The sequence below is a fragment of the Chromobacterium sp. HL1 genome (assembly GCF_057418835.1).
Map to the genome: position 1 here is coordinate 743033 of NZ_CP162399.1, position 25519 is coordinate 768551.

The 25519-nt window shown below is 64.4% G+C and carries 21 protein-coding genes; 11 read left to right on the plus strand and 10 right to left on the minus strand.

Annotation, left to right across the window (positions count from 1 at the left end):
- Positions 1 to 30: 30 nt before the first annotated feature.
- From AB1Z25_RS03370 to AB1Z25_RS03390, 5 genes are all read left to right on the plus strand, one after another.
- Positions 31 to 1242: an MFS transporter gene (locus tag AB1Z25_RS03370; RefSeq protein WP_486636558.1), complete on the plus strand. Its 1212-nt coding sequence runs from the start codon at positions 31 to 33 to the stop codon at positions 1240 to 1242.
- Positions 1243 to 1628: 386 nt separating this feature from the next.
- Positions 1629 to 2546: an alpha/beta hydrolase family protein gene (locus tag AB1Z25_RS03375; protein WP_486636559.1), complete on the plus strand. Its 918-nt coding sequence runs from the start codon at positions 1629 to 1631 to the stop codon at positions 2544 to 2546.
- 59 nt (positions 2547 to 2605) lie between these two features.
- Positions 2606 to 3250: a 2OG-Fe(II) oxygenase gene (locus tag AB1Z25_RS03380; protein ID WP_486636560.1), complete on the plus strand. Its 645-nt coding sequence runs from the start codon at positions 2606 to 2608 to the stop codon at positions 3248 to 3250.
- A gap of 57 nt (positions 3251 to 3307) precedes the next feature.
- A complete protein-coding gene (aroC, locus tag AB1Z25_RS03385; protein WP_486636561.1) occupies positions 3308 to 4408 on the plus strand; it encodes a chorismate synthase in 1101 nt (366 codons plus the stop codon).
- Between the two features lie 50 nt (positions 4409 to 4458).
- The gene (locus AB1Z25_RS03390) at positions 4459 to 5895 is read left to right on the plus strand and encodes an EAL and HDOD domain-containing protein (RefSeq protein WP_107798199.1); all 1437 of its coding nucleotides are present in this window, start codon (positions 4459 to 4461) and stop codon (positions 5893 to 5895) included.
- Between the two features lie 87 nt (positions 5896 to 5982).
- Here the strand turns inward: AB1Z25_RS03390 and AB1Z25_RS03395 are convergent, their stop codons facing one another.
- The 3 genes from AB1Z25_RS03395 to AB1Z25_RS03405 all read right to left on the minus strand — a co-directional run bounded on the left by AB1Z25_RS03395 (position 5983) and on the right by AB1Z25_RS03405 (position 8711).
- Entirely contained in the window at positions 5983 to 6378 is a 396-nt protein-coding gene (locus AB1Z25_RS03395; RefSeq protein ID WP_486636562.1) for a hypothetical protein, read from the minus strand.
- A gap of 121 nt (positions 6379 to 6499) precedes the next feature.
- Entirely contained in the window at positions 6500 to 7684 is a 1185-nt protein-coding gene (locus AB1Z25_RS03400) for an FAD-dependent monooxygenase (RefSeq protein ID WP_486636563.1), read from the minus strand.
- A 94-nt stretch (positions 7685 to 7778) separates the two neighbouring features.
- Positions 7779 to 8711 carry a LysR family transcriptional regulator gene (locus tag AB1Z25_RS03405; RefSeq protein WP_253313828.1) on the minus strand — a complete coding sequence of 311 codons (933 nt, stop codon included), beginning with the start codon at positions 8709 to 8711 and terminating at the stop codon, positions 7779 to 7781.
- 328 nt (positions 8712 to 9039) lie between these two features.
- On the opposite strand from AB1Z25_RS03405, the gene AB1Z25_RS03410 reads away from it, so the two are divergent.
- The 3 genes from AB1Z25_RS03410 (at position 9040) to adhE (ending at position 13807) form a co-directional block, all read left to right on the plus strand.
- Positions 9040 to 9423, plus strand: coding sequence for an ester cyclase (locus tag AB1Z25_RS03410; RefSeq protein ID WP_235084320.1), 384 nt, complete (start codon positions 9040 to 9042; stop codon positions 9421 to 9423).
- Between the two features lie 158 nt (positions 9424 to 9581).
- Positions 9582 to 10709 (plus strand): carbonic anhydrase, encoded by a 1128-nt coding sequence (locus tag AB1Z25_RS03415; RefSeq protein WP_486636564.1) that lies wholly within the window; start codon positions 9582 to 9584, stop codon positions 10707 to 10709.
- Positions 10710 to 11137: 428 nt separating this feature from the next.
- Positions 11138 to 13807 (plus strand): bifunctional acetaldehyde-CoA/alcohol dehydrogenase, encoded by a 2670-nt coding sequence (adhE, locus tag AB1Z25_RS03420; protein WP_227107012.1) that lies wholly within the window; start codon positions 11138 to 11140, stop codon positions 13805 to 13807.
- A gap of 60 nt (positions 13808 to 13867) precedes the next feature.
- Here the strand turns inward: adhE and AB1Z25_RS03425 are convergent, their stop codons facing one another.
- Complete coding sequence (locus tag AB1Z25_RS03425) at positions 13868 to 15265, minus strand: methyl-accepting chemotaxis protein (protein ID WP_486636565.1); 1398 nt, start codon at positions 15263 to 15265, stop codon at positions 13868 to 13870.
- A 484-nt stretch (positions 15266 to 15749) separates the two neighbouring features.
- On the opposite strand from AB1Z25_RS03425, the gene AB1Z25_RS03430 reads away from it, so the two are divergent.
- Positions 15750 to 17147 carry an amino acid permease gene (locus AB1Z25_RS03430; RefSeq protein WP_227107016.1) on the plus strand — a complete coding sequence of 466 codons (1398 nt, stop codon included), beginning with the start codon at positions 15750 to 15752 and terminating at the stop codon, positions 17145 to 17147.
- Positions 17148 to 17200: 53 nt separating this feature from the next.
- Here the strand turns inward: AB1Z25_RS03430 and AB1Z25_RS03435 are convergent, their stop codons facing one another.
- The gene (locus AB1Z25_RS03435) at positions 17201 to 17644 is read right to left on the minus strand and encodes a hypothetical protein (protein ID WP_227107018.1); all 444 of its coding nucleotides are present in this window, start codon (positions 17642 to 17644) and stop codon (positions 17201 to 17203) included.
- Between the two features lie 430 nt (positions 17645 to 18074).
- Between AB1Z25_RS03435 and AB1Z25_RS03440 the strand changes: the two genes are divergently transcribed.
- Positions 18075 to 18416 (plus strand): DUF6616 family protein, encoded by a 342-nt coding sequence (locus AB1Z25_RS03440; protein WP_227107020.1) that lies wholly within the window; start codon positions 18075 to 18077, stop codon positions 18414 to 18416.
- An 88-nt stretch (positions 18417 to 18504) separates the two neighbouring features.
- Here the strand turns inward: AB1Z25_RS03440 and AB1Z25_RS03445 are convergent, their stop codons facing one another.
- The 4 genes from AB1Z25_RS03445 to AB1Z25_RS03460 all read right to left on the minus strand — a co-directional run bounded on the left by AB1Z25_RS03445 (position 18505) and on the right by AB1Z25_RS03460 (position 21531).
- A complete protein-coding gene (locus AB1Z25_RS03445) occupies positions 18505 to 18846 on the minus strand; it encodes a hypothetical protein (protein WP_486636566.1) in 342 nt (113 codons plus the stop codon).
- 42 nt (positions 18847 to 18888) lie between these two features.
- Positions 18889 to 19656, minus strand: a complete 768-nt coding sequence (locus AB1Z25_RS03450; RefSeq protein ID WP_227107023.1) for a hypothetical protein — start codon at positions 19654 to 19656, stop codon at positions 18889 to 18891.
- Between the two features lie 346 nt (positions 19657 to 20002).
- Positions 20003 to 21355 carry an exodeoxyribonuclease VII large subunit gene (gene xseA, locus AB1Z25_RS03455; protein WP_253313831.1) on the minus strand — a complete coding sequence of 451 codons (1353 nt, stop codon included), beginning with the start codon at positions 21353 to 21355 and terminating at the stop codon, positions 20003 to 20005.
- A 5-nt stretch (positions 21356 to 21360) separates the two neighbouring features.
- Complete coding sequence (locus tag AB1Z25_RS03460; protein ID WP_158274226.1) at positions 21361 to 21531, minus strand: hypothetical protein; 171 nt, start codon at positions 21529 to 21531, stop codon at positions 21361 to 21363.
- A 2-nt stretch (positions 21532 to 21533) separates the two neighbouring features.
- On the opposite strand from AB1Z25_RS03460, the gene AB1Z25_RS03465 reads away from it, so the two are divergent.
- Entirely contained in the window at positions 21534 to 21818 is a 285-nt protein-coding gene (locus tag AB1Z25_RS03465; RefSeq protein WP_486636567.1) for a hypothetical protein, read from the plus strand.
- A gap of 87 nt (positions 21819 to 21905) precedes the next feature.
- Here the strand turns inward: AB1Z25_RS03465 and mfd are convergent, their stop codons facing one another.
- Complete coding sequence (gene mfd / locus AB1Z25_RS03470) at positions 21906 to 25310, minus strand: transcription-repair coupling factor (protein WP_486636568.1); 3405 nt, start codon at positions 25308 to 25310, stop codon at positions 21906 to 21908.
- Positions 25311 to 25519: the final 209 nt, after the last annotated feature.

Consider the following 25519-nt stretch of genomic DNA (forward strand, 5'->3'; position numbering starts at 1 on the left):
GGGGCACTTCCTGTTTGCATAGGCCTTGGCATGATTGGCGAAAAAGAAATCCAGGTGCGTTGGCTGCTGGCCGGCTCCTGGCTGTTGACGATGAGCCGGGCGGTGATCGCGCCGCTGCTGGTGCTGACCCTGGGGCGGCAACTGAGCTTGAGCGGCGAGCAGACCGGCCTGCTGTTGGGCGGCGTCTTGCTGCTGTCCGCCTTGATGGGCTTGTACGGCGGCCATTTGCTGGATCGTTGGCCGCGGCGGCCGGTGCTGCTGGGTGCCGCGGCCTTGATCGCGTTGAACTATCTGGTGCTGCCGCTGAGCCAGCAGCTGTGGTGGAGCGCGCTGGCGCTGGCGCTCAGCGAGATCGGCCAGGCGGTGCACAGCATCGCGATCAAGGCCATGATCAGCGATTTACTGCCGCCGGAGCGGCGCGGCAAAGCCTTTTCCCTGCGTTACACCCTGGCCAATGTCGGCTGGGCGCTGGGGCCCTTGCTGTGCAGCCTGCTGTTGGCTTGGGACGGGAACTGGCCGTTCTGGTGCGCGATCGCGCTGGCCGCGGCCGGCGGAGCGGCGACGCCGCGCGGCCCTTGCGCGCCCAGCCGGGAGGCCGGTGCGCCTGCGCCGGGCTTTTTGGCGACGCTGGGCCGTTTGCGGCAAGACCGGGTGCTGGTCTTGTTCACCCTGAGTTGCGCCTTGGCCAACTTGGTGTACGCGCGTTTTTCCAGCTATCTGCCCCTGTATCTGATGCAGAGCTTGCCGGAGGCCGAGGTGCTGCGCTGGATGTCGGCGCTGATCAGCTGCAATGCGGTCGGCGTGATCTTGCTGCAATACCCGCTGGGCCGGCGGATAGGCGACGCCGGCTTGATGAAGGCCATCGGCGCCGGCTTTCTGCTGCTGGGGCTGGGCACCTTGGGCTTGGGCTGGGTCCCCGGCGGGCTGCTGGGCATGTGCGCGGCGATGCTGGTGTTCACCGTGGGCGAGATCGTGCTGGTGCCGGCCGAATACCTGTACATAGACGCGATCGCGCCGGAGGACTGCAAGGGCGTCTACTACGGCGCGCAGAATCTGGCCAGTCTGGGCGGAGCGCTGGGGCCGATGCTGGTCGGCTGGATGCTGGCCCGCGCGTCCGGGGGGACTTTATTCGCGGCGATGGCGAGCTTGTGCGCGCTGGCCTGGTGGCTGGCGCTGCGCGGCGAGGCCTTGCGGCAGGCCCGGGGCGGCGGCGTGTGGCAGGCTTCGGCCTTGAAGACCTGAGAACCTGTTCAAAGTCTGCTGCGCTTCGGCGATACGGCGTTAAAAACAAGCTCAAAATGCTCATGTACCACTTGTACACTCCGCTTTTTCGCTCGTTTTCGCCTTGTCTCGCCCTTGCTCGCGAGACTTTGAACAGGCTCTGAGAACTTGTTTACGATCTGCTACGCGTCGGCGATACGGCGTTGAAAACGTCTTCAGAATGCTCATTACCACCCGTACATTCCGCTTCTTCAGCCGTGTCCGCCTTGTCTCGCTCTGGCTCGATAGACTTTGAACAGGTTCTGACGCAGGGCGGGCTTTCTCTTTGGCGGCTTTTTTGTCATGATCAAGCGCTTGTTTGAATTGTCGCGCAGACGACGAAGTAGACGCCGATACGAGGAGAAGGCATGGAAAAGCGCCAGCAGGACCGCTTTGTCGCGGTGGGCGGCGAGCAGCTGTATCTGAAACGCATTTATTGCCGCGAGGACGGTCCGCCGGTGCTGTTGCTGCACGGGGTGATGGCCAACGGCCGCACTTTTTACAGCGATTCCGGCCGAGGGCTGGCTCATTACCTGGCCGAGGCCGGCTACGATGTGTTCGTCGCCGATCTGCGCGGCCGCGGCCGCAGCCTGCCCAAGATCAGCCGCGCCTCGCGCCACGGGCAGACCGAGACCATCTGCGAGGATTTGCCGGCGCTGCATCGCCACATCCGCGAACTCAAGAACGGCGCGCCGCTGCATTGGATGGCTCACTCCTGGGGCGGCGTGCACATGTCCAGTTGCCTGCTCCGTTTTCCGGAGCTGGCGGGCGAGGTGGCCAGCCTGGTGTATTTCGGCAGCAAGCGCAGCGTGCGGGTATGCAATCTGAACAAGCTGGTGGAGGTGGACTTCATGTGGAATGTCGCCTCGCGGGTCTTGATCCGTCTGTTCGGCTATCTGCCGGCGCGGCGTATCCGGCTGGGCGCGGATGACGAGAGCGACAAGAGCCATCTGCAAAGCAAGTTGTGGGCTCAGCCCAAGCCGTGGGTGGACAGTGACGACGGCTTCGATTATGGCGCCGCCGCCAAGCACGCGCGGCTGCCGCCGGCCTTGTACCTCGCCGCCGGCAACGATCCCTGCCGCGGCCACCCGGAGGATGTGCGCCGCTTTCGCGACGAGTCCGGCCCGCATCTGTCGCGGCTGCATCTGTTGTCGCGCCGCGCAGGCCACTTGCACGACTACAATCATGTGTCATTATTGACCCACCCTGATGCCATTCGGGACCATTTCCCGCTGGTATTGGCATGGCTGCATGGACAGTATGATCGGGTCAGCGAAAATTACTGATAAATCACATTTTCCTGGAGGCGCGGCTGTGGTAGAAATCGCGCCTGGGAGAATGAATCATGACACAACGCTTTGAAGTTGCGCCCTATTTGCTGGGGCCCGTTATCGACAACCTTGCCGAACAGGGCTGGGTCGTGGACCGCAGCCTGTTCACCGCTGAAGAAATCCGCCTGCTGCGCGAGGAATGCCTCGCCAACTGGCAGCAGGGCAAATTCCACGAGGCCGCCGTTGGGCGCGCCGCACAACAAAACCGCCGCAGCGAAATCCGTTCCGATTCGGTGCTGTGGCTGGAGCCGGACAACGCGGATTCCGCCGCGTCCTTGTATTTCTCCAAGCTGGATGCCGTCCGTCAGGCGGTCAACCAGGCCTTTTACATGGGCCTGGAGGACTTGGAGTCTCACTTCGCGGTTTACCCGCAAGGCGCATTCTACAAAAAACACCTGGACCGCTTCCGCGACGACGACGCGCGCGCGCTGACCGCGGTGCTGTATCTGAATGATGACTGGCCGGCCGACGCCGGCGGCGAGATGCGCCTCTATCTGGACGAGGAGGGCGCGCGCCATGTCGATGTCCGGCCGGAAGCCGGCACCCTGGCGCTGTTTCTGTCCGACCGTTTCTGGCACGAGGTATTGCCGGCCGGCCAGCAGCGGCTCTCCATCACCGGCTGGTTCCGACGCCGGCTGGCAACGGCGGTCGGCTGGTAGCCGGAACGGTCGTGCTAGAATCTTCGCCAAGCATTCAGCACACAAAGGACAGTGAAGATGTCAGGCAATACCATGGGATTGTTGTTCACGGTGACTTCCTTCGGCGAAAGCCACGGCCCGGCCATCGGCTGCGTGGTGGATGGTTGCCCGCCGGGACTGGAGATCAGCGCGGCCGACATCCAGCTGGAGCTGGACCGGCGCAAGCCCGGCACCAGCCGTCACGTGACTCAGCGCCGGGAGCCGGACAGCGTTGAAATCCTGTCCGGCGTGTACGAGGGCAAGACCACCGGCACGCCGATCGCGCTGCTGATCCGCAATACCGATCAGCGCAGCAAGGATTACGGCAATATCGCCGACACCTTCCGTCCCGGCCACGCCGATTACTGCTATTGGCACAAATACGGCATCCGCGATCCGCGTGGCGGCGGCCGTTCCTCCGCCCGCGAAACCGCGGTGCGGGTAGCCGCTGGCGCCATCGCCAAGAAATGGTTGAGCGAACGCTATGGCATCGTCATCCGCGGCCATATGAGCCAGATCGGCGAAGTCGCGATTCCGTTCAAGGGGTGGGAGCATGTGTCCGGCAATCCCTTCTTCGCCGCCGATCCCGAGGTGGTGCCGCAGCTGGAAAGCTATATGGACAGCGTGCGCAAGAGCCTGGATTCGATAGGCGCGCGGCTGCGGGTGGTGGCCGAGAACGTGCCGGTGGGCTGGGGTGAGCCGGTGTTTGACCGGCTGGACGCCGATATCGCCCATGCGATGATGAGCATCAATGCGGTCAAGGGCGTGGAAATCGGCGCCGGCTTCGGCTGCGTCACCCAGCGTGGCAGCGAGCACGGCGACGAGCTGACGCCGCAGGGCTTCGCCAGCAATCACGCCGGCGGCGTGCTCGGCGGCATTTCCACCGGGCAGGACATCGAGGTGTCCATCGCCATCAAGCCGACGTCCTCCATCGCCCAGCCGCGCCGTTCCATCGACAAGCAGGGCCAGCCGCTGACCATGGAAACCCACGGCCGCCACGACCCTTGCGTCGGCATCCGCGCCACGCCCATCGCCGAGGCGATGCTGGCGCTGGTGTTGATCGACCACGCCTTGCGCCATCGCGCGCAATGCGGCGATGTTTCGGTAGATACTCCCAGAATTGCCGGCCGAATCGGCTAGACTGTAAACCGTAAGCCGGGACGACGCCGGCATATCCGGTAGGATGGAACATGCTGAAAAATCTGATCAGCGGCCTGACCGGCCGTATGAAGAAATCTTCGGACTCCTCCAGCGACGAACAGGTCGTGCCCGCGCCGTTCACCGAGCTGGCGCACGACTCGCCGGCCAGCCGGCAGCTGGAAAACGCGCCGCCGCTGGATTTGCCGCCCACCCTGGGCTTTGTTTCGCATCAGCCGGTGATGGACAGGCTGCAAAGGGTGGTGGCTTACGATTTCTTCGTGCGCCAGGGCAAGCGCAATATCGCCGCCGGCAAGCAGCAAGAGTTCGACAGGCTGATGCTCAGCACGCTGCAGAATATGGACATCTTCCGCTTGCTGGCTTTCCGCCGCGCCTTTGTCCATATCTCCATCGACACCCTGGACGAGCCTATGCTGTCGAATATGCCGGCCAGCAGCGTGATCTTCGTGCTGGAGCCGTCGCAGACCGGTTCGGTGTCCGAAGAGATGATCCGGCAGCTGGACGCGCTCAAGCAAAAAGCGATGCGCTTCGCGCTGGAGCCGGCCGGCTACGATCCGGGCAGCCTGCCGGCGCACCTGCAGAACGATTTGTTCAGCCGCATGGACTTCATGATCCTGGACTTCGACGCGCCGTCCGGCAAGGTGCTGGAGCCCATTCTGGATCAACTGCCCAAGCGTTATCCCACTGTGCGCTGGATGGCGCGCAACGTCGGCACCGCCGAGGATCTGGACGTCTGTCTGCGCGGGCCGGGGCATAATCGTTTCGCCTTGTTCCACGGCCCCTTCATCGCCACCGTGCGCGCGCTGGAGGGCGGCAAGGTGGACGCCAGCCAGACCCGGGTGTTGCAAATCATGCGCATGTTGCGCGCCAATGCCGAAGCCGCCGAGATCGAGACCCAGTTCAAGCTGGACTCGGTGCTGCTGTTCAAACTGCTGCGTTTCATGAATTCGCCAGTGCACGGTTTGTCGCGCAAGGTGCAGACCATAGAGGAAACCCTGCTGCTGCTGGGCCGGGAAACCTTGTTCAAGTGGCTGTCCATGCTGTTGTTCACCGCGCGCAAGGACGACGGCACCGCGGTGTCGCTGCTGGAAAAGTCGCTGATCCGCGCCCGCCTGCTGGAGCGCATGGGCAGCTATCGCGGCAACCGGGTGGAGGCCGAACATCTGTTCCTCACCGGCATGTTCTCCATGCTGGACGTTTTGCTCGGGGTGCCGTTTCCCGATGTGCTGGACCCGCTGGAGCTGGCCTCGCCGGTGCGCGAGGCGGTGGTGGAGCGCCGCGGCATGTTCGCGCCCTTCCTGGCGATGGCGCTGGCCTGCGAGCAGGGCGACACCGAGCAGATCGAAGCCTTGGCCAAGGTGCTGGATTTCGAGGTGGAATTGGTCAACCAGTACTATATGGACGCCGCGGTGTGGGCGCAGGTGGTCTTGCGCGACAGCGAAGTCCACAACAATGTGGAGGCGGTTTGAGGGCCTGTTCCAAATCAGGCATGACGGCGCGCTGACAGCAAACAGGCCGCATCCTCGGATGCGGCCTGTTTGCTTTCCTGTGCTTGTTTATTGGCCGTTGCCGGCCGGAGCCTGTCCCTGAGCGGCCGCATCGTCGGCGCCCGGCGCCGCGCGGCGGTCTCCCGGCGGTTCCCCATGGGGCGCGCCGGAGGGCGCGTTGCCGGGGGCCGCGCCGTGTTGCGGGCCGCCGTTGGCGTTGCCGGGAGCATGACCGCCGCCCTGTGGGCCGCCGTCATGGTTGCCGCCGCCTCCGGAGCCACCGCCGGCGCCGCCTCCCTCATGTCCGCCGCCGCCGCCCTCGTGTCCACCGCCACCGCCACCGCCACCGCCACCGCCGCCAGCCTGGCTGAGCAGCGGCCCGTGGGCAGGCGAGACGGACCAGGCGTGGGAGGAAAGGGCGCCGAGCGCGTAAAGCAGCGCCGCCAGCAATGTCAGACGTTTCATGGAATGGCCTCCTTGAGCGATGGCCGACCCGCCGCGACGGCGGCGCTGATGAGGGCCAGACGCTTCAGCATAGCCGCCAAGGGGCGATGACGCCGGCCGCTCAAGGAGACGCCGCCGGGCGTCAGCCGCCTTTCAAGCCCAGCGCGTAGCGTATCGCTTCGCGTTTCAGCGGGCCGGCGTGGTTGGCCACGCGCATCCCCAGCTTGCGCGCCAGCCGCAGCGGGGCGATATCGTTGCCGAAGCCGTAGCAGAAGGCGTCCATCGCGGTCTGCATCGCCAGATTGGCCGGCTTGCGCGCGCGCTGGTAGCGTTGCAGCGCGTCGACGGCGGCGAAGTCCCGGCCTTGGGCCGCGGCTTCCCGTATCACCTCGGCCAGCTTGGCCGCGTCCTGGAAGCCCAGGTTCACGCCCTGGCCGGCCAAGGGGTGGATGGTGTGGGCGGCGTCGCCCACCAGGGCCACGCCGTCCTTGACGTAGCGCTGCGCGTGGCGGCGGGTCAGCGCGAAGCTGCCCTTGGCCACGATGCGGCGGATCGCGCCCAGCTTGCGGGGGAAGGCGGCGTGAAAGGCCGCGGCCAGCTCGGCCTCGTCCAGCGCCAGCAGCCGCTGGACGTCCGGCGGACGGTGATACCAGACCAGCGAGCCGTATTCGCCGGTCAGCGGCAAAAAGGCTTGCGGGCCGGTGGGGGTGAAGCGTTGCCAGGTGATGTCCTGCTGCGTTTGCTCTTGCTCGCAGCAAGCCACCAGCGCGTGCATGGGATAGTCCCAACTGGTGACGCCGATGCCGGCGGCGTCGCGCACCGACGAGCGCGCGCCGTCGGCGGCGATCAGCAAGCGGGCGCTCAATTGACGGCCGTCTTCCAGCTCCACGCGGGAGGCGAAGGGCTGGTAGGCGATGCGGCGGATGGCGGCCGGGGCCAGATAGTCGACGTCGGCGCATTGGCGCAGGGCCTGGGTGGCGGCCAGTTGCACCACCCGGTTTTCCACGATGTGGCCGAGCGCGGCCTCGCCGGCCTCCTCGGCGGTGAACAGCGTGCCGTCGGCTTCTTCGCCCTCCCACACCTGCATGCGCAGATAGGGGGCCGCGCGCATCGCCAGCACCGCGTCCCAGGCGCCGATGCCGGCCAGAAAGCGAGCCGAGGCCGGACTGATCGCCGAAACCCGCAGATCCGGCGGCTGGGCTGCGTCGAACGGGGCGGGCGGCGCTTGCTCCAGCACCGCAATGCTCAGGCCGTGGCCGGACAGCGCGGCGGCCAGCGCCGAGCCCACCATGCCGCCGCCGACGATGAGAATATCGCTGTATTGCATAAATCCCTTTCCAATCGTTTGCCCGCGCCTTTCGCCGAGCGCCGGGTCGCGCGCCAGCATAGCCCAGGGGAGGCGCCGCGCGTCTTGGCCTGGATCAAGCCGTTTGCGGTTCCGCCGCCAGCAGCGCGCGCAGCCGCGGCACCACGTGCTGGACGAAGATCTCGTTCTTGCGCGGCAGCGGGTGACGGTAAGGGTAGACCAGGAAGGCCGGCCAGCAATCGTGGCTCCAGCCCGGCAGCACCGGCACTAACTGGCCGGTGGCGAGAAAGCTGCTGGCCACGTAGTGGGGCAGCAGCGCCAGTCCGCAGCCGGCCACCGCGCCGGACACCAGCGGCGAATACTGATTGCAGCTGAGCACCGGCCGCACCGGCATGCGCACATAGACGCCGTCCTTCTCCAGCGCCCATTCCACCGCCTCGCTGGGCGCCTTGCTGGAATCGTAGAGCACGCGGTGCAGGCACAGGTCTTCCGGGTGTTCCAGCCTGGGCGCCTGGGCCAGGTAGCCGGGCGAGGCGTAGACGGTTTCGCGCATGAAGCCCAGCGGTTTGGCCACCAGTCCGTCGTCGTAGACATTGCGCGTGCGCACGCAAAAATCCAGCCCTTCCGCCACCGGGTCTTGCAGCCGGTTCTCCACTTGCAGCTGCATCTCCAGCCCCGGGTATTGATTGGACAGCTCGGACAGGATGGGGACCAGCAGGAACTGGGCGAAGGCGGACGCGGAGCTGATCACCAGCGGCCCTTCCACGCAATCCTGCACATTGCCGACATCGCCGCGCACCCGGTCCAGCATCTCGCGCAGCTGGCGCGCGTGCACGGCCAGCCGCTGGCCGGCCTCGGTCAGCGCCACGCGCCGGGTATTGCGCAGCACCAGCACCGCGCCCAGCTCCAGCTCCAGTTGCTTGACCAATTGGCTGACGCGGCTTTTGGCGCAGCCGAGCGCGTCGGCCGCCGCGGTGAAGCTGCCGTGGCGGGCCAGCGCGTCGAAGGCCAGCAGAGCATCCGGAGAGGGAGGGTGGTTTGTTTTCATTTCAGAACAGTGTGTGGATATTTCACGGATTTTATTGTATGCGCATGTAGATTAGCATGCTTGCGTGATCAATAGCAGAACAATTGGAGCGCATCATGGCATTGGGAGCCTGGGGGGCGTGGAGTCGATTCTGGGGGCGGTTGGGCCGTTTGTGGTGGCAGGGCATGCAAGCTCACACGCGGCGGGCGTTGCGCGATGAAACGGAGGCGCTGGAGCGGGCGAGGTGCGCGGCGTCGAACGGAGGGCGGCAGTGCGCCAATCCGGTGGATTGCGCGCGGAACCGACGGGTGTTTCATTGACCGTGATGTCGAATCGAGGAGAAACGAAAATGCAGGATACCAGAGCGGTAGTGACGGGGTTTTTGAAGGAGGTGCGTTCCGGACGCAATCCGGACGCGGCCGGCGATTATCTGGCGCCCAAGGTATTGGCGCATCAATTGGTGGCGGAGTCGCCGCATACGCTGGAGCGCAGCCCGGCCGACTATGCCGCCCATGTGCGGGACTTCCTACGCGACTACGGCGCCTTTGAACTGAGGGTGGACGAATTGCTGGTGGACGGAGACAAGGCTTACGCGCGCTGGACCCAGTTGGGACATGACCTGGCCGGCCTGGACGGCCGCCCGCCCAGCGGCGAGCCGCTGCGCCAGATCGGCAGCGCCTGCTACCGGGTGGCGGATGGCCGCATTGTCGAGTACTGGATACAAAGCAGCTGAGCCGTCGGCGCCGTTTGCATGTTGAATGGCGTTAATTTAACTTATTGTCATTTTTTTGGGCTAATTACCGGTCAATTAATATCGTCTTTCAGTTTTATCAAACATAGCCGATATTGCATAAATATAATGACCGCCAAGATGACAATAAGGAGTGGTAAATGGGGATGCTTGGACGCAAGCGCCGACTGGCGCTTTGTCTCTTGTTGTTGACGGCCCAGGCTTGGGCGGAGGAGGCGGCGCCGGCCGAAGGGTCTCAGCCCAAGACGGTGATCAAGCTGCCGCTGAAGTTGAAGCCGGCGGCGCCGGAAGCCCACAAGGCGGAGCCGGCCAAGCCGGCCGCGCCGGCGGCGGAACACAAGACCGAGGCCAAGCCCGCCGCCAAGGCGGAGGCCAAAGCGGAGGTCAAGCCGGAGGCGAAGCACGCGGAAGCCAAACCGGCGGAGGCCAAGCCCGCTGAAGCCAAACACGCCGAGGCCAAACCGCCGGAGAAAATGGAACCGGCGGTGAAGATGGCGCCGCCGCCGGCGGCCAAGAATTTGAGCGAACCCAGTCCGGAAGTGCACGCGCCGGTGAAAAAGCGCCGCGTGGTCAAGCCCAAGCGCAAGGCGGTTGCTGCCGAGCACGGCGACGCGCACGCCGGCGCGCATTTGGCCTCCGAGGCCCAGCAAGTGCGCGGCGTGGTGGAGACCATAGTCGAAGCCAACGCCCGCTATATGAAGGCGCACGACAAAGCTTATTTTGAGCGCTTCGCCGAGCATCAGAGCCCGCGCGCCACCGTGGTGACTTGCTCGGATTCCCGGGTGCAAACCAATGCCTTCCATGGCGACGCGGTCAACGATCTGTTCATGGTGCGGGACATCGGCAATCAATTGGCCACCGCCGAGGGTTCGGTCGAATACGGGGTGAGACATTTGCATACCCCCTTGCTGATCATCATCGGCCATGCCGCCTGCGGCGCGATCAAGGCCGCCTCCGGCGACTATGGCGGGCTGGAGCCGGCAATCCGCAAAGAGCTGTCCACCATCGACATTCCCAAGGGCATAGACCCCACCAACGGCGCGCTGCTGAACGTCAACAATCAGGTGGAAACCGCGATCATGACCTACGCCGGCGAGGTGGAGGCGGGCAAGCTGGCGGTGCTGGGCGCGTTCTACGACTTCCGCAACGATCTGAAGCAAGGCTACGGCAAGCTGGTGATCACCAATCTGAACGGCGAGACCGATCCGGCCAAGATCCGCGAAATGAGCCGCGCCGGCCAGTTCTTCAAATACAGTTTCATGAAATAGCGGCGCGCCGCATTTCCGCTTCGCCCATGGCCGCCGATAGGCGGCCATTCTATTTGCGCGGCGTCGGCGCGGTAGCGTCGCCGTTACAGCCGATGCGCGCGCTTTTCCCTTCATGATTCCGGTTGTGACATTTTTTCTCCGCTTAATCCGTATTTGTTTGGCAATGCGCAAAAACGAATATCGTTTTTTCGCTTAGCATGGACTTATTGATGCCGCCGCTATGGTTTCGCGTTTGCGGGCGACAGGGTTTTTCGGTGTTGAAAGCGTATCGCTGTAATGCGCTTGCTACAAAAAAGTTTTGAAGCGATGAGAATGGGCGGTGAATGGACAATATTATTGTCTAGATTTTATTTTCATAAATGAAAGTAAAATGTCACTAATTAGTCATTCTCTCGCTGCGACAGGTTTAACTGTTTGGGAGACTTGAAATGACCGTTGGCAATGAACTGGAACTGGACGCGCTGGTGGCGCGGGTGAAAAAGGCGCAGGCCGCGTTTGCCGGCTTCAGCCAGGAGCAGGTGGACCACATCTTCCGCTCCGCGGCGCTGGCCGCCGCGGACGCGCGGATACCGCTGGCCAAGATGGCGGTGGCGGAAACCGGCATGGGCGTGCTGGAGGACAAGGTGATCAAAAACCACTTCGCCTCCGAATACATCTACAACAAGTACAAGGACGATAAAACCTGCGGCGTGCTGGCCGAGGACGACACCTTCGGCACCATCACCATCGCCGAGCCCATCGGCCTGATCTGCGGCATCGTGCCCACCACCAATCCCACCTCCACCGCCATCTTCAAGGCGTTGATCTCCTTGAAAACGCGCAACGGCATCATTTTCTCGCCGCACCCGCGCGCCAAGCGTTCCACTTGCGAGGCGGCGCGGCTGGTGTTGCAGGCGGCGGTGGCGGCCGGCGCGCCGCCGGACATCATAGGCTGGATAGACGAGCCCTCGGTGGCGCTGTCCAATCAGCTGATGCACCACCCCGACCTCAATCTGATCCTGGCCACCGGCGGGCCGGGCATGGTGCGCGCCGCCTATTCTTCCGGCAAGCCCGCCATCGGCGTGGGCGCCGGCAACACCCCGGCGGTGATAGACGAGACCGCCGACATCAAGCGCGCCGTCGCCTCCATCCTGATGTCCAAGACTTTCGACAACGGCGTGGTCTGCGCGTCCGAGCAGTCCGTCATCATCGTCGATGAAATCTACGAGGCGGTGCGCGAGCGCTTCGCCAAGCACGGCGGCTACATCCTGTCCAAGCGCGAAGCGGAGGCGGTGCGCAAGGTGATTCTGCAGGACGGCAGCCTCAACGCCGCCATCGTCGGCCAGAGCGCGGCCAAGATCGCCGCGATGGCCGGCATCGAAGCGCCGCCGGCCACCAAGGTGCTGATCGGCGAGGTCAGCGATGTGTCCGCCGCCGAGGCCTTTGCGCATGAAAAGCTGTCGCCGACGCTGGCGATGTACCGCGCCGGCGATTTCATCGACGCCTGCGACAAGGCCGCGGCGCTGGTGGCGATGGGCGGCATCGGCCACACCTCGGCGCTGTACACCGACCAGGATCTGCAAGGCGAGCGCATCCGCTACTTCGGCGACAAGATGAAGACCGCGCGCATCCTGATCAACACGCCGTCGTCCCAAGGCGGCATCGGCGACCTCTACAACTTCAGCCTGGCGCCGTCGTTGACGCTGGGCTGCGGCTCCTGGGGCGGCAACTCGATCTCGGAGAACGTCGGGCCCAAACACCTGATCAACAAGAAGACCGTGGCCAAGAGGGCGGAGAACATGTTGTGGCATAAGCTGCCCAAGTCGATTTACTTCCGCCGCGGCTGCCTGCCGGTGGCCTTGGAGGATCTGTCCGGCAAACGCCGCTGTCTGATCGTCACCGGCCAGTATCTGTTCGACAACGGCTTCGTCGACGAGCCCATCCGCCTGCTGAAGAAAATGGGCCTGGAGGTGGAAGTGTTCTTCGAGGTGCCGGCCGATCCCACGCTGGCGGTGGTGCGCAAGGGCGCGGACCTGGCCCACGCCTTCAAGCCGGACGTGATCATGGCCTTGGGCGGCGGTTCGCCGATGGACGCGGCCAAGATCATCTGGGTGATGTACGAACACCCGGAAGTGCATTTCGAAGACCTGGCGCTGCGCTTCATGGACATCCGCAAACGGATCTACCAGTTCCCCAAACTGGGGCGCAAGGCGGAGTTGGTGGCCGTGCCCACCACCTCCGGCACCGGTTCGGAAGTGACGCCGTTCGCCGTGGTCACCGACGAGAACACCGGGGTCAAATACCCGATCGCCGACTATGAGCTGACGCCGAACATGGCCATTGTCGACGCCAATCTGGTGATGAATATGCCCAAGTCGCTGACCGCCTTCGGCGGCATCGACGCGGTGACCCACGCGCTGGAGGCCTACGCCTCGGTGATGGCCAACGAGTATTCCGACCCTCAGGCCTTGCAGGCCTTGAAGATGCTCAAGGACTATCTGCCGTCCGCCTACCGCAACGGCGCCGGAGACCCCAAGGCGCGCGAGCAGGTGCACAATGCCGCCACCATCGCCGGCATCGCCTTCGCCAACGCCTTCCTCGGCGTCTGCCACTCGATGGCGCACAAGATAGGCGCCGAGTTCGGCCTGGCCCACGGTCTGGCCAACGCGCTCTTGATCAGCAATGTGATCCGCTACAACGCGGCCGATGTGCCGACCAAGCAGACCGCCTTCAGCCAGTACGACCGGCCCAAGAGCGTGGCGCGCTACGCTGAAATCGCCCGCCATCTGGGCCTGGAAGCCAGCCGCGACCACGAGCGGGTGGAGAAGTTGATCGAGTGGGTGGACGAGCTCAAGCGCACGCTGGACATTCCGGCGTCCATCCAGGCCGCCGGCGTGGCCGAGGCGGATTTCCTGGCCAAGGTGGACTTGCTGGCGGAAGCCGCCTTTGACGACCAGTGCACCGGCGCCAACCCGCGCTATCCCTTGATCAGCGAACTGAAGCAGCTGCTGTTGGACAGCTATTACGGCCGCGCCTACAAGGAAAGCTGGGAGCGCGAAGCCGGCGCGGAGGCCAAGCCGGACGCGCGCCCGGCCAAGGGCAAGCTCAAGGCGGTGTGAGTCCCGCTGCCGTCCGTTAAGCCGCCGCGCCTCAGCCCGGCGGCTTTTTCACGGCGCGGCTCAGTATTTGAAATAGCCTATGGTCTGCGCCAGCTCCACCGCCTGCTCGCTCATGCCGCGCGCGGTGGCGGTCAGCTGTTCCGACGCCGCGGCGTTGGCCTGCATGGAACGGCTGATTTCGCTGACGCCCTGATTGATCTGTTCCACCCGCTGCGCTTGCTGGTTGGAGGACTGATTGATTTCCTGCACGAAGCTGGCGGTGCTCTGTATCGTCGGCAACATCTGATTGAACAGTTCGCCCGCGTGTTCGGCGCGGCGCACGCTGCTTTGCGTCAGCTGGCTGATTTCCTTGGCCGCCTGCTGGCTGCGCGCCGCCAGCTTGCGCACTTCGCCGGCCACCACTGCGAAGCCGCGGCCGTGTTCGCCGGCGCGCGCCGCCTCGATCGCCGCGTTCAGCGCCAGCAGATTGGTCTGGTAGGCGATGTCGTCGATGATCAGCACCTTGTTGGCGATGTCCCACATCGCGGCGATGGTCTCGTCCACCGCCTGGCCGCCGGCCGCCGCGTGCCTGCTGCTGTCGCTGGCCATCTGATCCGTGGTGCGGGCGTCGTCCCGGTTCTTCCACACGAAGGCGGAAATCTGTTCCAGGCTGGCGCTGTTCTTGTCGATGTTGTTGGCCTGCTCCGACGCTTGCTGGCTCAGGGTGTCCACCGCCTGGCTGATCTGGCGCGCGGCGTTGGCCAGGTCCGAGGAAAAAGCGTCGATATGCGCCAGAATGCCGGCCAGCTTGGCGACCAGCCGGCGAGTGGATTCGGCCAGATCGCCCAGTTCGTCCTGGCTGGCGTAGCGCGGCGGCGCGGTCAGATCGCCGTCGGCGATGGCGTGCAGCGCCTGGCTCACCTCGCGGATGGGCCGGTGTAGCAGGCGGCGCACCAGCAGGGACAGCACCAGGACGGTGACCAGGTCCAGCAGCAGGATTTCCGCCGTCACCCGCCACAGCACCGCGCGCAGTTTCTCGCGGATTTCTTCCGTGGACACTTGCAGGCTCAGCTTGCCGACGACGCGCGCGGTCGCGCCGTCGTGAAAGACCACGGCGCGTTCGCGCGTCAGGTCCGCGTCCGGCGCCGGCGCGGCGCCGCGCAGCAGCGAGCCGTCGGCCTCGCGGCGGTAGCCGGCGAAGGGAACGCCGTTGGCGTCGCGGACGAACACGCCGCGGAGCGCGTGTTTGCCCATCTCCGCCTCCAGCACCCGCAAGCCTTGGGCGCTGTCGAAATTCCACATGGGTCCGGCCATATTCGCCGCCAGCCGCGCGCTGATCGCGGCGATTTCTCCGTCCAGTTCCTGACGCAATTCCTGTTGGGTGCGCCAATAGTCCAGCGCGCCGAAGGCCGCCAGCAGGGCGGACATGATGAGCATGAAGGCCAGGTTGAGCTTCAGGCTGATGCTGTGGTGCCGCATGGGTGCATGCTCCCGGCTCGATAAACCGATTCAACGCTTTATTGATAGCACCTGTCGGCTTGGGCCGGGCCGCCGGATGCCGGCGGCGGAAACGGCGGCGGGGCTTGCGTTAAATCCTTATGGCATTAAGCGGGGACGCTTGATCACAAAGCGTCGCGTTTATGCCTTTTGCGCGCATGTATATTCTGAAACATGACATGACAAGGGTCTTGAGGTAATCTCGACCCCCATGTGTTATGGGCCATAACGACAATCCAAAGCCATAGCACCGGCGGCGGCGCTGCCGTTTACCTGTTCAAAGTTTGCTGCGCTTCGTGAAAGCCGGCGCGGCGAGTACCGCTGCGAAACGCCGATGTGCCTTGTGCGCCGTCCGCTTTCTCAGCCGTTTCCGCCTTGTCTCGCTCTTGCACGCGACGCTTTGAACAGGCCTTAAGCGCCAAGGCCACAACCCTTACGCAATACAAAGACAGTTAAAGGAGCAACTATGCAACCTGCTCAAGACACCCTGCACCGGGGTTTGGAAGAGCGGCATATCAACCTCATGGCCTTGGGCGCCACCATCGGCGTCGGCCTGTTTCTGGGATCGGCCACCGCCATCAAGATGGCCGGCCCCGCCATCATGCTGGCTTACGCCCTGGGCGGTTTCGCCATCTTCCTCATCATGCGCGCGCTGGGCGAAATGGCCATCCACAATCCGGTGGCCGGCTCATTCAGCCGCTACGCGCTGGATTACCTCGGCCCCTTGGCCGGCTACCTGACCGGCTGGAATTACTGGTTTCTGTGGCTGGTGACCTGCATGGCGGAAATCACCGCCGTCGGCGTCTATATGGGCATCTGGTTCCCGGACATTCCGGCCTGGTACTGGGCGCTGGCCGCGCTGGTGGCCATGGGCGGCGTCAACTTCATCGCGGTCAAGGCTTATGGCGAATTCGAGTTCTGGTTCGCGCTGATCAAGATCGTCACCATCGTGCTGATGATCATCGGCGGCCTGGGCATGATCGTGTTCGGCCTGGGACACGGCGGCGTGGCCACCGGCATCTCCAATCTGTGGAGCCACGGCGGCTTCATGCCCAACGGCTTTGGCGGCGTGCTGATGTCGCTGCAAATGGTGATGTTCGCCTACCTGGGCGTGGAAATGCTGGGCCTGACCGCCGGCGAAGCCAAGAACCCGAAGAAAGCGCTGGCCCGCGCCGTGGATTCGGTGTTCTGGCGCATCCTGATTTTCTACATCGGCGCGCTGTTCGTCATCCTGGCGATTTACCCGTGGAACGAGCTGGGCACCCGCGGCAGCCCCTTCGTGCTCACTTTCGAGCAGTTGGGCATCCCCGCCGCCGCCGGCATCATCAACTTCGTGGTGCTCACCGCCGCGCTGTCCTCGTGCAATAGCGGCATTTTCAGCACCGGCCGCATGTTGTACAACCTGGCCCAGCAACAGCAGGCGCTGCCCATCTTCGCCAAAGTGTCGCGTCAGGGCGTGCCGGTGTTCGCCTTGCTGATGTCGGTGTTCGCGCTGTTGGTGGGCGTGCTGCTCAACTATCTGGCGCCCAAGGAAGTGTTCACCTGGCTGACCGCGATCTCCACCTTCGGCGCGATCTGGACCTGGGTGATCATCCTGCTGGCCCAGCTGCGCTTCCGCCGCACCTTGAGCCGCGAGCAGCTGGCGGCGCTGGCCTACAAGATGCCGTTATGGCCGTATGGCTCCTACATCGCCATGGGCTTCCTGATCCTGGTGGTGGGCTTGATGGCCTATTTCCCGGATACCCGCATCGCCTTGATCATCGGCCCGGGTTGGCTGGCCTTCCTGGTGGTGGCCTATTATCTGTTGGGCTACAACAAGCGCAGCGCCGAGGAAGTGGCGCGGCTGGCGCAGAACGCTCGCTGAGCGCGCGCCGCCGTCTTGTCAGCCCGCTCTTTTGGAGCGGGCTTTTTTGCGTCTTAACGCGGCAGCCAGCTGCCGCTCAGCGAGTAATCGCCGGCTTGCTGCCGCGTGGGGCCGCTGAGCGGATGGGCCGGCGGCGGCGCGTGCTGCCCGCAGTCGCTCTGGCCGAAGCAGCGCGGCAGCGGGTTGAAGCCGGGGCAGCCCGGCGGCGGGTTGACGCCGACGCAATGCTGCATTTGCTCTCTTTGCCGCCGCTCCAGCAGGCTGGGGCTGCGTATTTCGGCCTTGACCGAGAAATCCGGACCGGCGTCCAGGTTCTTCAATTGCACCGCGCCCTTGTACTTGAGCGCTTTATCGGTTTTGTCCTTCGCCTTCATCGACGGCTTGGCGCGCGTCTCCCAAGGGTCTTTGACGGCGAAGTCGTAAGAAGGCAGAGGCGCCGCCGCCAGGCTCGCGCTCAAGGCGGCCAGCGACAGCAATAGGGCGTGTCTACACTGCATGATGGATCTTTGTCCTGCGGTGGCAATGCCGCTGGCGCCCGGCTGCTGCCAGGCAGGGAGGGGCGCGCGGAATGCTCTTGTTGGGGGAATTGGCTGGCGCGGCCGTGGCCGCGGTGGCTGAACGCCGCTCCTGTAAATTTCAATGGGAGCGGGCGGATGCTTTTTATAACATTAAAGTTTTTCAGCTGGCAATAAGATGCAATGACAGGCGAAGCGGCGCGCGGCTTAATCAGCAGGCCGCGGCTTAGAACCTGTTTACGATCTCGCGAGCTAAGGCGAGGCAAGGCGAGGCAAGGCGAAAACGGCTGAGAAAGCGGAATGTACACGTGGTACATGAGCATTTCGAAGGTGTGCTCGCCGTGTAAGGCTCCACGACGCGCAGCAGATCGTAAACCGGTTCTTAGGCCGTTCACACTCACGGAGATTTTCTATGGCGCATTATCTGGTGGAATTGTACAGCCCGAAGCCGGCTTGGCTGGCCTTGAGTTTTTTGCACCGCACCGACTTCCTGGATCAGGTCAAAAGCAATATCGAGGCGCTGCCCGGCCTGGGCATTCAACTGCTGACCTTGAGCCAGATCGCGGCCGACGCCGATCAGGCGGCGCCCTATCGCTTCCTGGGCGTGTGGAGCCTGCCTGACCAAGAGGCCTGTGAGGGGATGCTGGCCGGCATCCGCGCCAGCGGCTGGTACGATTATTTCGATCACGTCAACGCGGTGGGCGCGGCCGGCGGCGTGGACGTGCATCTGGCGGACCTGCTGCAAGTCAAGTAAGCGCTTTGGAAACCGTTGCGGACGGCAGCTTGGGCTGTCGTCCGCAAAGAGACGTCAAGGGCGGCCGGCGGACAGCCGGCCGTTCCGCTTACCGTTCCCGCAGCACGCGCCGCTCCACGAACTCGGCGGGATCGCCGGTTTCCTTGGTCTCGAAGACCGCCGGAATGTGGAAGGGCTTGCCGGTGGCGACATTGGTGCCGGCGATGGTGACGGTCATGCCTTCTTGCAGCGGTTTAGGCCGCTCGCCGCCAGCTACGGCCACCGACCATGTGCCGCCGGGCAGCAGGCCGGCGAAGGTGGCGATGCCCTTGCCGTTTTCAATCAGCGGAATAGACCGTGGTTCATTGGGCGGGATGTCAGCGCTGACCGACACGTTGTTCAGGTGGATCTGGTAAGCGATCTCCTCATGGGGATCGGCGTCGTCGCGCACCTGCGGCCGCGGGCGGTGGGCATGGCGCGCGGCTTGCGCGGCTCAGGGATATTTGGCGGCGATATAGCAACGGCAGAAGCGGGCGGTCATGCCCGCGATCAGCGCGCTGGCGTCGTCGATATTGGTGAGCGCGCGCTTGGGCGGCGGGTTTTCCGACGCGCCGTGGCGGGCGTAGATGCCCAGGATGCTGGTGTTGTTGCAGGCGGCGGTGAACAGGCTGAGCTGTTCCGGATCCGCGAAGGCGTCGATGCCGGCGTCGATCTCCTTGGCGTAGTGTTTGACGCTGTCCAGTATCTTGTACAGCGTGCTCCAGGCCAGCACTTTTTCCAGCGTGGTGTTGGTGGAAATCAGGCCCAGCAGGAAGAGCAGATCGCGCAGACAGGGGTCGCGCTTGGCCAGGTAGAGCAGGTAGGACGGGTAGCGCTGGCGCGGATCTTCGTAACGGGTGTGGATCTGGTCGATCCTGGGGTTGCGGCTGAACGGGTCTTCTTCGATCCGGTGCGCGCTGACGGGATAGCTGCAGCCGTTCTCATAAGCGCTGAAGCCCAGAAACTGGATGGGCATGCTGCTCACGCAGCCGGCGGCGGCGCGCAAGGCGCCGTTGAGCAGCAGTTGCAGGCTGTAGAGGCGTTCGGATACGTGATCGGGGTCGTCCAGTTCGTCGATGTGGCGCGAATAGGCGTAGAACTGCATGCCGATGTGGTCGTTCTCGTAGCCCAGATCGATGTCGTTGCCGAAGAAATGATGAGCGAGATCGGGATAGTAGCCGCCGGCGGCGACGGTGATTTCCCATTTGTGTACTGGCGACATGGGGCTTCCCTGGCGGTGGCTGGAGGGGGGATGGTTGCGGGCGCGGGCCGCGCAAGGGGCCGGATGCTAGCATAGCTTGAGTCCAAGCGCATAAATTGCTTGGGCCTGCGAGACTTTGGTCATGTCCGGCGCAGCATTGATTGGGGGAGAGGATGGCGCTTGAAGCTTTAAGCCCGGCGCCGGCGTTGCCGGCCCGGCATGGCAATGGTCTGCTATGCGCACACCGGGCAGTGGGAGGACGCCATGCTGGCGCTGGCTGAGCGTCCTCTTGGATATTTCTGATCGGAAGCGGCAATGGGGACGTGCGGCTTTCCGCCGGCGCCGGCCTGCGCGGGCGCCGGCGGCGTCAGAACAAGCTGGGTTGCGCGCCTTGCGGATGGTCGATCACGGCCTCGGTGCTGCCCTCGGCCAGGCGTAGGCTGACGCGTTCGCGGTCGCGCAGTTCCGCCGGGGATTTGACCGCGGTGCCGTCCTGTTTTTGCACGATGGCGTAGCCGCGGGCCAGCACCGCTTCCGGATTGAGCGCCAGCAGGGTGGCCGCCAGGGTGTCCAGTTTCTGGGCCTGCCGGTTGAGCAGATCCCGACGCGCGCGTTGCAGCCGGGTTTGCAGCCGGTCCAGCGTTTGCGCGGTTTGGGCCAGGTCCGGCCGACGGCGCTGCAGCTTGCTGTCCGCCAGTTGCAGCGCCCAACGCCGTTGTTCGAACAGGCTGCCCAGCCGGCGTTGCAGCCGCTCTTGCTGGCGCTGCAGCGCTTCGCGTTGGCGTTGCAGCTTTTCGCCCGGGTGGGCCAGCCGGCGCGCCAGATAGTCCAGCTGCTGGGATTTGTCGGTCAGCAGGCGGCCGAGCGCGCGCTCCAGGCCGCGCTTGGCGGTTTCGAGCTGAGCGTTCAGGTGCTCGCGGCTGGGGGACACCAGTTCCGCGGCGGCGGTGGGCGTGGGCGCGCGTTTGTCGGCGACGAAGTCGCAGATGGTGAAGTCGGTTTCGTGGCCGACGCCGCTGACGGTGGGAATGGGGCTGGCGGCCACCGCGCGGGCGACGATTTCCTCGTTGAACGACCACAAGTCCTCGATGCTGCCGCCGCCGCGGCAGACGATGAGCACGTCCACCTCGCGCCGTTCGCCGGCGCGGCGGATGGCGTCGGCCACTTGCTGGGCCGAGCCTTCGCCCTGCACCTGGGCCGGGTAGAGAATCAGCGGGATGGAGGGCATGCGCCGGCGCAGCGTGCTGACCACGTCGCGCAGCGCGGCGGCGGCGGGCGAGGTGACGATGCCGATGGCGGCGGGGTGGGCCGGCAGCGGACGTTTGCTCGCCGGGTTGAACAAGCCTTCCGCCTGCAGCTTGGCCTTGAGTTTTTCAAAGGCCTCGTACAAACGGCCCAGGCCGGCGGAGCGCATCTGGTCGACGTTGATCTGGAAGTCGCCGCGGGCCTCGTACAGGGTGACGGTGCCCTTGAGCTCCACCTGCATGCCTTCCGCCGGGCGGAAGGGCAGTTGCGACACTTTGCCGCGGAACATCACGCAGCGCACTTGGGCGCCGCCGTCTTTCAGGGAGAAATAGGCGTGCCCGGACGCGGCCAGGGTGAGGTTGGAAATTTCGCCGCCTATCCACATCGGCGGCAGTCCGCTTTCCAGCAGATCGCGCGCCATGCGGTTGAGGGAGGAGACGCTGATGACGTCGTTCTGAGGTGCGGTAAAAAACATGATTGTCAAGTGATCCACAGCGGTGGGTGGAAAATATTTTCAGCTAAAGCGAGTTGCAACTTGGCTTGCGTAGCGTTTGATATCTCTAAAAAAATCAATAAAATCAATAACTTGATTGTTTTCTTATCCAGGGCGGCTTTCAGCTCAAAACGGCTTGGCGCTTGGCTTGAGAGCATATTTGCACAGTTTTATCAACAAAGTTATCCACAGGGTTTTCGGTTTCAATCCTGTGACGCTATTTTTTCCTGTAAAAACAAGGGGCAAGGCTTTTTGTCTCAGAGTCGCTGTCCTCGTTTATCTTGATGTTGCTCAAGTAAGCGCTTTCTTCTTTCGTCCGCAGGCCATGCCGAAGGCTTGGCATTGTCGCTTCATTATGCCTTTGGATTGGCTTGCCGGCCGCCTGGCTGAGCCGGGCGTTTGCCATCCCAAAGCGGGTGTCGCCTCTTGCGAGCCTGAGCGATAAAGGCGCCGGGACCGGGAAAGCGGCATGCGTGTTTGGCGCATGGGCATTGCCCGGCCCTCGCCGTTGCGCGAGGCCGCGCGACAGACTTTAGGAGCTCAACTCCTTCAACAGTTCCTTGACCCTGACCACGCGCAGCGCCACATCCTGAATATCGGCCTCCACGCGCAGCTTGTCCTGTCCCGCCAGCCTGTAGTTGCGCTTGGTTTGCAGCAGCTGGATGATTTTCATCGGGTCTATCGGCGGGTTCTTGGCGAAGTGGACCTGGATGGCCACTTCGCTGGCGTCCAGCTTTTGCACGCCCAAGGGCTTGGCCAGCAGACGCAGGCGGTGGCTGTCTATCAGGGTCTTGACGGTTTGCGGCGGCAGGCCGAAGCGGTCTATCAGCTCTTCGTGGATATCGTCGATTTCCTGTTCGCTCTCGCAAGTGGCCAGCCGCTTGTAGAGCACCAGCCGCTCGTGCACGTCGGGGCAATAGCCGTCCGGCAGCAGGGCCGGGCTGTGCATATTGATTTCGGTGGTGACGCCCAGCGGCGCGTCCAGGTCCGGGGTGCGGCCTTTCTTGAGATCGCGCACCGCCTGCTTGAGCATTTCGGTGAACAGGGAGAAGCCCACTTCCTGCATCTCGCCGGACTGGCCTTCGCCCAGCACTTCGCCGGCGCCGCGGATTTCCAGATCGTGCATCGCCAGGTAGAAGCCTGCGCCCAGTTCCTCGGACATCTGGATGGCTTCCAGCCGTTTCATCGCGTCCTTGGTGATGCCGTCCGGCGTCAGCAGATAGGCGTAGGCCTGATGGTGGCTGCGGCCTACGCGGCCGCGCAGCTGGTGCAGCTGGGCCAGGCCGAACTTATCGGCGCGGTTGATCAGGATAGTGTTGGCGTTGGGGATGTCGATGCCGGTTTCAATAATGGTGGAGCACAGCAGCACATTGAAGCGCTGCTGCAGGAAGTCGCGCATCACTTGTTCCAGCTCGCGTTCGCGCAGCTGGCCGTGGGCCACGCCGATGCGGGCTTCCGGCACCAGCTCCGCCAGCTTTTCCCGCATGTTTTCTATGGTGTCCACCTCGTTGTGCAGGAAGAACACCTGGCCGCCGCGTTTGAGTTCGCGCAGCACCGCTTCGCGGATCACGCCGTTGGCCATCGGGCTGACGAAGGTTTTCACCGCCAGCCGGCGGCTGGGGGCGGTGGCGATGACGGAGAAGTCGCGCAGGCCTTCCAGCGCCATCGACAGCGTGCGCGGAATCGGCGTCGCGGTCAGCGTCAGCACGTCCACATTGGCGCGCAGCCGTTTCAGTTGCTCTTTCTGGCGCACGCCGAAACGATGTTCCTCGTCGATGATGACCAGGCCCAGGTTCTTGAACTGGATGTCCGGCTGCACCAGCTTGTGGGTGCCGATGACGATGTCCACGCCGCCGTCGGCCAGGCCGGCCAGCGCGGCCTTGCTTTCCTTGGCGCTGCGGAAGCGGGACAGTTCGGCGATTTTCACCGGCCAGTCGGCGAAGCGGTCGGAGAAGTTCTGGAAGTGCTGTTCCGCCAGCAAGGTGGTGGGCACCAGCACCGCCACCTGTTTGCCGCCGAGGACGGCGACGAAGGCGGCGCGCAGCGCGACTTCGGTCTTGCCGAAGCCGACGTCGCCGCAGACCAGGCGGTCCATCGGCTTGCCGGAGCACATGTCCTGCACCACGGCTTCGATGGCGCTGGCCTGGTCCGGGGTTTCCTCGAAGCCGAAGCCGGCGGCGAAGGCTTCGTAGTCGTGGTGGGACAGGCTGAAGCTGTGGCCTTCGCGCGCGGCGCGCTGGGCGTAGAGGTTGAGCAGCTCGGCGGCGGTGTCGCGGGCTTTTTCCGCGGCGCGCTTCTTGGCTTTCTCCCAGGCCGGATTGCCCAGCTTGTGCAGGTGGATCTGGTCCGCCGCGCCGCCGGCGTAACGGGAAATCAGATGCAGCTGGCTGACCGGCACGTAGAGGGTGGCGCTGTCGGCGTACTCCAGCTGCATCAGCTCGGTTTCGCCTTCGCCCAGGTCCATGGACACCAGGCCGACGTAGCGGCCGATGCCGTGCTGTTCGTGCACCACCGGGTCGCCGGCCTTGACCTCGGCCAGGTCGCGCAGCATGGAGTCGGAGCCGGCGCGCGCGCTCTTGCGGCGGGTGTGGCTGCGCGCCACATGCTGGTAGAGCTCGGATTCGGTGACCACGGCGATGCCGGCGCCGGGCAGGGCGAAGCCGGTGTAGAGCGGGGCCACGCTCAGCGCCAGCGGCATGTCGCCGGCGATGAACTCGGCCCAGCCGTCCACCGGGCGCGGCTTGATGCCGTGTTCTTGCAGGAATTGATGGACGGTTTCGCGGCGGCCCAGGCTTTCCACGGTGATCAGGATGCGTTGCCCGCCGCTGCGGATGAAGGCGTCCAGCTTGTGCAGCGGTTGTTCGGCGCGGCGCTCCACCGCCAGTTCCGGCAGCGGGGCGCAGCCTTCCGCCAGTTCGCCGTCGCCGGCCAGTTCCACGCGGGCGTAAGGCTTGAGCCGCGCCATCAGTTCGTCAGGGCGCAGGAAGATGTCGGCCGGCGGCAGCACCGGGCGCTCGGTGTCGCCGCGCGCCATGTCGTAGCGGCTTTCCACGTCTTGCCAGAAGACCTGGGCGGCCTGTTGCACATCATGGTGCAACACGATCAGCGCGTCTTCGCCCAGGTAGTCGAACAGCGTCGCGGTGTCGTCGAAGAACAGCGGCAGGAAGTATTCGATGCCGGCCGGCCACAGGCCCTGGGAGACGTCTTTGTAAATGCGGCTCTTGCTGGGGTCGCCTTCGATGCGCTCGCGGTAGCGCTGACGGAAGGCGGTGACCCCGCTTTCATCCGCCGGGTATTCCCGCGCCGGCAGCAGGCGGATTTCCGGCACCGGGTACAGGGTGCGCTGATTGTCCGGGTCGAAGGTGCGCAGGCTGTCGATTTCGTCGTCGAACAGATCGATGCGGTAGGGCAGCGCCGATCCCATCGGGAAGAGATCGATCAGACCGCCGCGGATGGAGAATTCGCCCGGGGCCATCACCTGGGTGACGTGGTGGTAACCGGCGGTGACCATATTGGCGCGCAGCTGCTCCACATCCAGCCGCTGCTTGGTCTGCAGGAAGAAGGTGCGTCCCAGCAGATAGCCGATCGGCGCCAGCCGCGTCATCGCGGTGCTGACCGGGGCGATGATCACATCGCATTCGCGCTGATGGATCTGCCACAAGGTGGCCAGCCGCTCGCTGACCAGTTCGCCGTGCGGGGAGAAATGGTCGTAGGGCAGGGTTTCCCAGTCCGGCAGCAGCGCCACGCGCAGCGAGGGCGCGAAGAACGGAGCTTCGGCTTGCAGGCGCTGCGCCGATTGCGCGTCGGCGGCGAGGATGAGCAGCGGACGCCGCTCTGCGGCGAGGCGGGCGACGATGTTGGCGTCCAGCCCGGCGGGCAGGCGTCCGTGACGAGTTTTCTGACTGGCGGGAGGGATCCGCGGGAGGTTATCCAGCATGCTGCTTCACTAGTTTTGGCGGTTTCGGGCTTGGCGGTTTCGGGATTATAGCAGCCGTCCGGCGCGCGCCGTTTACCCGGCTTGCGCTGGGCGGGCGTCGCTTGTGTCCAGCGGGGTGAATATTTTCATCGTCATTGTCTGGCTGCATCCGGCAATTGCATATATTGTATGTCAGCCGGGTGATTTTGTTTTTCGTTTGGCATATATGC